At 56.2% G+C, this 7906-nt stretch carries 8 protein-coding genes; 4 read left to right on the forward strand and 4 right to left on the reverse strand.

Translation table 11 applies throughout. From position 1 onward, the window contains the following. The 4 genes from QE270_RS00005 to infC all read left to right on the forward strand — a co-directional run. A partial coding sequence (locus QE270_RS00005) for a class I tRNA ligase family protein (protein WP_300033568.1) occupies positions 1–1603 on the forward strand: 1603 nt, incomplete at its 5' end. A gap of 55 nt (positions 1604–1658) precedes the next feature. Continuing rightward, the gene (locus QE270_RS00010; protein WP_300033570.1) at positions 1659–3068 is read left to right on the forward strand and encodes an MATE family efflux transporter; all 1410 of its coding nucleotides are present in this window, start codon (positions 1659–1661) and stop codon (positions 3066–3068) included. Between the two features lie 110 nt (positions 3069–3178). Continuing rightward, entirely contained in the window at positions 3179–5218 is a 2040-nt protein-coding gene (locus tag QE270_RS00015; protein ID WP_300033572.1) for a thioredoxin family protein, read from the forward strand. 172 nt (positions 5219–5390) lie between these two features. Further along, complete coding sequence (gene infC / locus QE270_RS00020; RefSeq protein ID WP_125231149.1) at positions 5391–5909, forward strand: translation initiation factor IF-3; 519 nt, start codon at positions 5391–5393, stop codon at positions 5907–5909. Between the two features lie 7 nt (positions 5910–5916). Here infC and QE270_RS00025 read toward each other — a convergent pair whose 3' ends face one another. The 4 genes from QE270_RS00025 to QE270_RS00040 form a co-directional block, all read right to left on the reverse strand. Further along, positions 5917–6741: a sulfite exporter TauE/SafE family protein gene (locus QE270_RS00025; protein WP_366142243.1), complete on the reverse strand. Its 825-nt coding sequence runs from the start codon at positions 6739–6741 to the stop codon at positions 5917–5919. Further along, positions 6669–7301: an SURF1 family cytochrome oxidase biogenesis protein gene (locus QE270_RS00030; RefSeq protein WP_300033575.1), complete on the reverse strand. Its 633-nt coding sequence runs from the start codon at positions 7299–7301 to the stop codon at positions 6669–6671. Before QE270_RS00030 ends, QE270_RS00025 begins: the two co-directional genes overlap by 73 nt. Further along, positions 7298–7684 carry a DUF983 domain-containing protein gene (locus tag QE270_RS00035; protein WP_300033577.1) on the reverse strand — a complete coding sequence of 129 codons (387 nt, stop codon included), beginning with the start codon at positions 7682–7684 and terminating at the stop codon, positions 7298–7300. Before QE270_RS00035 ends, QE270_RS00030 begins: the two co-directional genes overlap by 4 nt. Next, the coding region (locus tag QE270_RS00040; RefSeq protein ID WP_300033579.1) for a cytochrome c oxidase subunit 3 at positions 7685–7906 on the reverse strand (222 nt) is incomplete at its 5' end. It abuts the gene before it with no gap.

Raw genomic sequence — 7906 nt, forward strand, 5'->3', positions numbered from 1 at the left:
TGTCGACGCCGAAACGCTTGCCAAGCCAGCCATCGAGGCGGCCCGCAAGGGCAAGGCGAATGGCGGTTTCGATATCGTGCCGAAGTCGTGGGAGAAAACCTACTTCAACTGGATGGAGAATATCCAGCCATGGTGCGTTTCGCGCCAATTATGGTGGGGCCACCAGATACCTGCATGGTTCGCCGCCGATGGCACATTCTATGTGGCGGAAACTGAAGAGGCGGCGCAGCTACTCGCGGGCGCAGGCGTCGCATTGACGCGTGATCCTGACGTTCTCGACACATGGTTTTCATCTGCACTTTGGCCTTTTGGCACCTTGGGTTGGCCCGATCAAAATACGATGCTCAACCGCCACTACCCGAACGACGTCCTGATTTCGGGCTCTGATATACTGTTCTTCTGGGACGCGCGTATGGTGATGCAGGGTATCCACTTCATGGAAGAAGTGCCTTGGAAGACGCTGTACCTTCACGGCCTTGTCCGCGCGGCAGATGGCAGCAAGATGTCCAAGTCAAAAGGTAATACGGTCGATCCGTTGGGCCTGATTGACCAATATGGCGCGGACGCGTTGCGTTTCTTCATGGCGGCGATGGAAAGCCAAGGCCGTGACATCAAAATGGATGAAAGCCGCGTTGCAGGGTATCGCAATTTTGCGACCAAGCTTTGGAACGCCGCCCGCTTTGCGCAATCCAATGGCATCGGCGGATCACGCAGCGTCAGCGCACCAAAGGCCGAGCTTGCCGTCAACCGTTGGATCATTGGCGAAGTTGTCAGCACAGTGGAGAAATTGAACAAGGCCTTTGCCGAATTCCGTTTCGACGGCATGGCGGATGTCATTTATCATTTCGTCTTCGACCAATTTTGCGATTGGTATCTGGAACTGCTCAAACCGATCCTTCAGGCGCAATCCGGCGACGACGGGGCAGAACCCCAGCCTTCGCTGGCAACCGCGGACGCCGACGAAGCACGGGAAGTTGCCGGATGGGCACTCGACCAAATTTTGGTCATGCTACATCCGTTCATGCCTTTCATTACCGAAGAATTATGGCATGCGATGTCCGACCCAGCGCAGCCACGCGCGCATGACATCATTCACGCGCAGTGGCCCGAACCCACCGCAACGATTGACGCCGATGCCGTGGCAGAAATCAACTGGGTCATCGATACGATCAGCAAAACCCGTTCGTTCAAAGCCGAATTGAATATCCCGCCCGGAACGCGCCTGACCGCGAATATTGCAGACCCACAGGTATCCACAATGTCCGTCATCGCGCGGCAGGCAGCGGCCTTGTCACGGCTTGGCCGTATTGACAGCTTTGTCTATGCACCCGTTGCCACAAATAATGTTGCACAGATCGTGGTAGGTGGAGACACGGTGGTCTTTGCCCTTGATGATGTCATCGACCTCGACGCCGAACGCAGCCGTATAACCAAGGCACTCGAGGCGGCGCGCAAAGAACGGGACGCGCTGGCTGGGCGCCTGTCTAATGCGGCATTTGTTGAAAAGGCCAAACCAGAAGCTGTTGAAAAGGCGCGCGCGGATCATGCCGAGAAGGCCGCCGAAGCCGAACGATTGACAGTCGCACTGGCCAGATTGGGATGAGTAAGGGGCAAATCGCAGCTTGGGTGCTGCCCGGTTTAGGCGCAGCGCAAACGGCATGAATGCGCCCGCCCATCAACGCGACCTGACCGTAGGACCGGTGGCCAAAACATTGTTTGTGTTTGCGCTTCCTTCTCTTGGCGTCAACATACTCCAATCGCTGAATCACTCCGTCAATTCGGTTTGGATTGGCAGATTCTTGGGCGAAGAGGCGCTTGCGGCCTCCGCCAATGCGGGGCTCATCATGTTTCTGATGTTCTCCACCCTGTTCGGCTTCACAATGGCAACAACAATTTTGATTGGCCAGAGTATGGGCCGCCGCGACGTCGAATCTGTCCGCCGTATCATGGGCACCGCGTTCGGCATTTTCCTTGCGGCGGGCCTAGTAACGGCAGCAGCAGGCTGGATCTTTGCGCCCCAAATGCTGCGCCTGATGGCAACACCAGAAACGGTCTATCCGCTGGCCCTTGCATATTTGCGCGTCATCTTCCTTTCGATGCCAGCCTCTTTCGTGATGGTGCTTGTTGCGTCATCACTGCGCGGCGTAGGGGATTCGGTTACGCCATTTTGGAATACGGTGTTGAACGTGGTTCTCGACATTATCTTGAACCCGATTTTTATCTTGGGCTGGGGCCCCATACCCGCAATGGGAATCGCTGGGTCGGCGCTTGCGACCATCCTTGCCGGGGTCATCAGCCTGGGGCTTTTGTTGCGCCAAATCTATGCGAGTGACCTCACCATCCGCCTGCGCGGGCATGAGCTAAATTGGCTTCGGCCAGATGCACGGTTCTTGAAACCGATTGCGCGTATGGGCCTGCCTATGGGCTTATCGATGATCATCATGTCGGGCTCTGCCGTGGTGATGATTGGCCTCGTCAATCGTGAGGGCGTGAATACAACTGCAGCATTTGGCGTGATGAATCAGCTTTGGAGTTATGTGCAGATGCCAGCGGTCGCCGTGGGCAGCGCCGTCAGCGCTATGGTCGCCCAGAATATCGGCGGGAACAAATGGGACCGCGTTGGACGCATTGTGTGGTCGGGGATTGGTATCAATTTGCTCATGTCGGGCGCACTCATTGTGCTGATGACGCTGTTCGCTCAGCCACTGCTTAGCCTTTTCCTGCCAAGCGGCAGCCCCGCCATCGACATTGCGATACACATAAACCACATCATCGGGTGGACATTCGTCCTGATGGGCGTGTCCGTTGTCGTGACCTTTGCGGTGCGTGCGAATGGCGCCGTACTTGCCCCGCTCCTGATCCTTATATTCAGCGCAGTTCTGGTGCGTTTCAGCATCGGTTTTGGTTTACATGACCGCTTTGGCGCAGATGCTATTTGGGGATCATTTGTTGCTACCGCGATGACGTCCTGTGTCCTGTCGATCGGTTATTATGTGCATGGTGGGTGGAAAAAGGCAAAGGCGATGCCAAATATGGGCGGGCCACTTATTCAAGCTGCTCCGGAATAATCCGCTGTCCTACAGACATCCGATTATGGCATAAGATTCGCATGAACCACGCGCTTGTTTTTTCTCCAATGCTCGAATGCGCACGATCGCTTTTTGCGCGATTAAGCTGCATGTTGCTCGCTCTCATCTGCACTGCAGGAATTGCGCATGCGCAAGTTCCGGCTTCGGCGGCCCTCAATGTCCGCGCATCAATGGATGTCGAAACGCGCACTCCGGCGGAAGGCGACGTAGTGACGGTCGCGATCATCATGGACCCAAAGGCGGGATGGCATGATTATTGGATTAATCCCGGTGACGCGGGAACGCCGCTTGAACTGGAATGGCAATTGCCAGCGGGCATGATCGCTGGTCCGCTGCGTGCCCCCGTACCCGAGACTCTGGTCGTCAGCGGATTTATGAATCATATTTACAAGGCAAAGCACGCCTTTTTGATTGACCTCAAAATCCCCGAGGGCATGAAAATCGGCCAGCCTCTGGATGTGAAGGTCAATGCCCGCTGGTCGGCCTGTTCCGACCTGGTTTGCGTCCCCGAAGGCGCGACTTTCTCGGTGCCGATGACCGTTGGATCAGGGGACATACAGGCGTCGGACCGCACCCGTTTCGATGCATGGCGCAGCAACTTGCCGGTGCCGCTTGACCGAACGGCACGCTATGCAATCAACGGCAAACGCATCGACATTGCTATTCCCTATCCACGCAGCGCAACGGCAAGCCGCGTTTGGTTTTTCGCGGAAAGCGAAAATCTGTTTTTGTATAATGCCCCGCAAAGCGCGCGCCGCACTGGCGATTGGCTTATCGTCAGCGGAGAAGTAAAAAAGCCGTTCGCGGCGCCGATTGACGGGCTATTACGGTTCAACGACGCGCAAGGGCTTCAGGTGCGCGCTGCGCCCGGCGCCATTCCGACAGGTGGGGACAGCGTATCGGTATTTGGCAATGGCGCAACCCAAGACGCGCAACCGCCAGCGCTTGGCTTTGGCTGGATATTGATATTCTCCGTGTTGGGCGGTTTGCTCCTCAACCTCATGCCATGCGTTTTTCCCATATTGGGGCTGAAGGCACTGAGCTTGGCCAAGATGGGCGGGGATGAGGGCGAAGCCCGCCGCGATGCCGTGGCGTACACGATCGGGATTATTTTAAGCTGCCTTGTTCTGGGCGGCATCATGCTTGGCTTGCGCGCGGCTGGCGAAGAAGTGGGTTGGGCATTCCAGTTGCAGGACCCCGCGGTCGTCCTGTTACTTGCGTTTTTGATGCTGTCCGTCACGGCAAATCTTGCTGGTCTTTTCGATATTGGCGGCATCGGCGCTGGTGAAAAGCTAACGCGCAAGGGTGGTATCGCGGGCTCATTCTGGACGGGTGTGCTGGCGGCGGTCGTGGCTACGCCCTGCACTGGGCCTTTCATGGCCGCAGCGATGGGCGCAGCCTTGTTGTTACCAACAGGTTTGGCGATGCCAATATTTGCCGGGCTTGGTTTTGGCCTTGCTTTGCCCTTTTTGGCGATTGCGTTCATTCCGGCGTTGCGCAAACGCATGCCACGGCCAGGCGTGTGGATGGTGCGCTTCCGGCAATGGATGGCCGTGCCCATGGCGCTGACCACGCTTGCCTTGCTTTGGCTGCTCTACCAGCTCGCAGGACTTAATGGCTTGGCCATTGCGTCCATCGCGGCTTTGATCTTTTTAGTGGCACTGTTTGACATTGGTCGGCGGCAGAAAAATGGCGGGCCAACCCGATGGGTGCTGGCCGCTGCATTAGGCGTGGCGCTGGTGTCCTTCGTCGCGATGGACAAGGCAGCCATGGTGCCGGTTACGCACATCGCCAAAAACGGCAATTTGCCATTCAACGAAGCGCGGCTCGCGTCGCTTCGGGCAGAAGGCAAGCCGGTGTTTTTATATTTCACCGCCGATTGGTGTGTCACATGCAAAGTGAACGAAGGCGCTGCGATTGATAGTGCGGAAGCCATTGATGCGCTGGCAAAGGGCGGCATTGTCACGATGGTGGGGGACTATACGCGCCGCGACCCCGACATCACTCGCTTTCTCGCGAAATATGGCCGTTCGGGTGTACCGCTTTATCTGTATTTCCCCAAAAATGGTGAGGCCCGCGTCTTACCACAGTTATTGACTGTTGGGGACCTCACGGCGCTCGCTGATTGAACCGCATCGGGACGCGTCGGCACCGAAATTCCCCACGTGGTCCAACGCCGCACTTCGTAAAAGCAGCCCTGGGTCCGCTAAAAGCCTTTATCTGTAAACGAATTGGCTGTAACGGCGCTTCAGAACATCACAAGGAGTATTGATTATCGCCATCCCGCCGACCCGGCGCGCTATGACCCCACCTGTTAAAAGCGGTCCGCGCTACAATAATCTCATCACCGTCGAAAAAGTACGAGTCATTGACGATGACGGCGAGAATCTGGGTGTCATGTATACCCGCGAGGCGATAGCGCAAGCTGCGGAAGTTGGGCTCGATCTGGTGGAAGTTTCCCCGAACGCTGATCCCCCCGTTTGCAAATTCCTGGACATCGGCAAGTTCAAATATGAGGCCCAGAAAAAGGCCAATTTGGCGCGTAAGAGCCAGAAAACCCAAGAAATCAAAGAAATCAAGATGCGTCCAAACATCGATGATCATGATTATATGGTCAAGATGAAGAAGGTCGCAGAGTTCATTGAAGAGGGTGACAAGGTCAAGATTACGCTGCGCTTCCGCGGGCGTGAATTGGCGCACCAACAATTGGGCATGCAACTGCTGCAGCGCGTTCAGGCGGATACGACTGAGACTGCAAAAATTGAGGCGCATCCCCGCATGGAAGGCCGCCAAATGCTAATGGTACTGTCGCCCAAATAGGGCGCAGTTACCACATGGCTTGCCGAATCAGTTCGGCACCAATGACCACCATCAAAAGCTGGATTATGATGTTGAATCGCTCAGGCGATACGCGCTTGACCAACTGCACTCCGGCAAAAGTGCTTAAAATCGCAAGCGGCAGGAAAGCTGCCGTAAGCGTCATATTCTCCCGGTTAAACTGACCCAGCGCCGCATATGCGGGCACCTTCATCCAGTTGATGATCGTAAAGAATATCGACGAAGTCCCCACAAATACCAAATGCGGGAAGTTGCGCGACAGCGCCCAGATTTGGAACGGAGGACCGCCCGCATGGGCGATCTGGCTTGTGAAGCCGGACACGCCGCCCATGACGGTTCCGATCCACTCCGGCGCGGGCCCTGTTAGCTTCATCTGCATCCCCATGAGGGGAAGCAACCGATAAGTGCCAAAGGCCAATGCGATAACGCCGACAAAGCCGCGCACCGCATCTTCATTGATGACCGACGCGAGCAGCCACGCCAAGAAGATACCTATCGCCGCGCCGGGCAGGGTCAGAAGAAGCGTGCGCCGATCATAGCTGCGGCGGAAGGCCCAGACACTCACGACGTCTTGTACCATAAGGATGGGCAACAACATTCCGGCCCCGGCCACTGGGTCCATGACCAAAGCGAGCAACGGCATGGCCGCCGCACCAAGTCCGGCAAAGCCACCCTTGGCCAGCCCGACCAAGATGACCGCCACGCCAGCGACGCAGTAAAACAGAATATCCGTCGGCAAAATCAGGATGCCCTGACGCGCTTTCGCAAAGCGAGAGTATAGATAATCGCCGCTGCGGAGGCGAACAAAAACCATTGAATAGCATAGAAGCCGTTGTTGGAGATCTTACGCTTGATTTTGTCCAACGACGGTGGTTCGGCCGTACGCAGGCCGCCGACGCCTTGCTGCAGCACCAGCATGGGACGCAAGGTAGCAGGCTTGGCAAACAGCTTCGCAATCAATGATTGCCGGTCAGGCTCCGTCGTGATGACCCCGCTTACCAGTCCGCCATTCCAGTCAACCTTTTGGTTCGGTCGCGCGGAGATGCCTGCAACAATTAACGCTCCTGGCCCTTCTGCGTCAGTAACGCACTCGGCAAGATAGCGCGTGCCTGTTTTGCCCAGCGTATCGCTGCCCGAATCTTCACGCCATTTTGAAACACGCAGACAATTCAACGATGATTTACGGTGCAATGCATTGACGCTCACCGGCCCCTGCTTTGGGTAAGCTATGGCTAGCTTTGCGCTGTTGGCGGAAACATATCGCAACAGCATTTCGTTTTCAGCTTTGCGTTGAAGCTGCCAAAAACCCAGCGCAACCATCGTCGCAACCGCCAGCGTAACGAAGAATGTCGGGATAATCAGCCAGCGTGTCATGACAGATCATCCTTACCAGCCTCTTTGGCGCGGTTGCGATGCTCTGCCGCTAACAACGCAGCCTTGGCCATGCGTAAAAAGAGCACCGTTAATGCCGCAGTGAAAGGAACCCAAATCACCACATGCACCCAAAAGGGCGGGCGAAATGCGGCATCCACGATCAAGGCAAGTACAATGATCAACGCGCCTATGACCATAACGAGCAAGGCGGCAGGCCCATCGCCAACGTTGAAGCTGCTATAATCTAACCCACAATTTTCGCATCGGTCCGCGAACTGGCCCAATCCAGCGAAAAGGGTCTTGCTACCGCATTGGGGGCAGAGACCAAAAAGGGCAGCCTTAGCGATGCTGGGCTGCCCTTCCGTGGATTGTTTGTTGGTCATTTATGCGTGCACTGGTGCGCCCCAGCCACCCCAGATGTAAATGGTGATGAAGAGGAAAAGCCAGACGACATCGACAAAATGCCAATACCACGCGGCGGCCTCAAACCCGAAATGCTGCTGAGGCGTGAAATGGCCCTTGTAGGTACGTCCAAGGCAGACGGCGAGGAAGATGGTTCCGATAATTACGTGGAAGCCATGGAAGCCAGTCGCCATGTAGAAAGC

The sequence above is a fragment of the Sphingorhabdus sp. genome (genome assembly GCF_029865925.1).
Taxonomy (GTDB): domain Bacteria; phylum Pseudomonadota; class Alphaproteobacteria; order Sphingomonadales; family Sphingomonadaceae; genus Sphingorhabdus_B.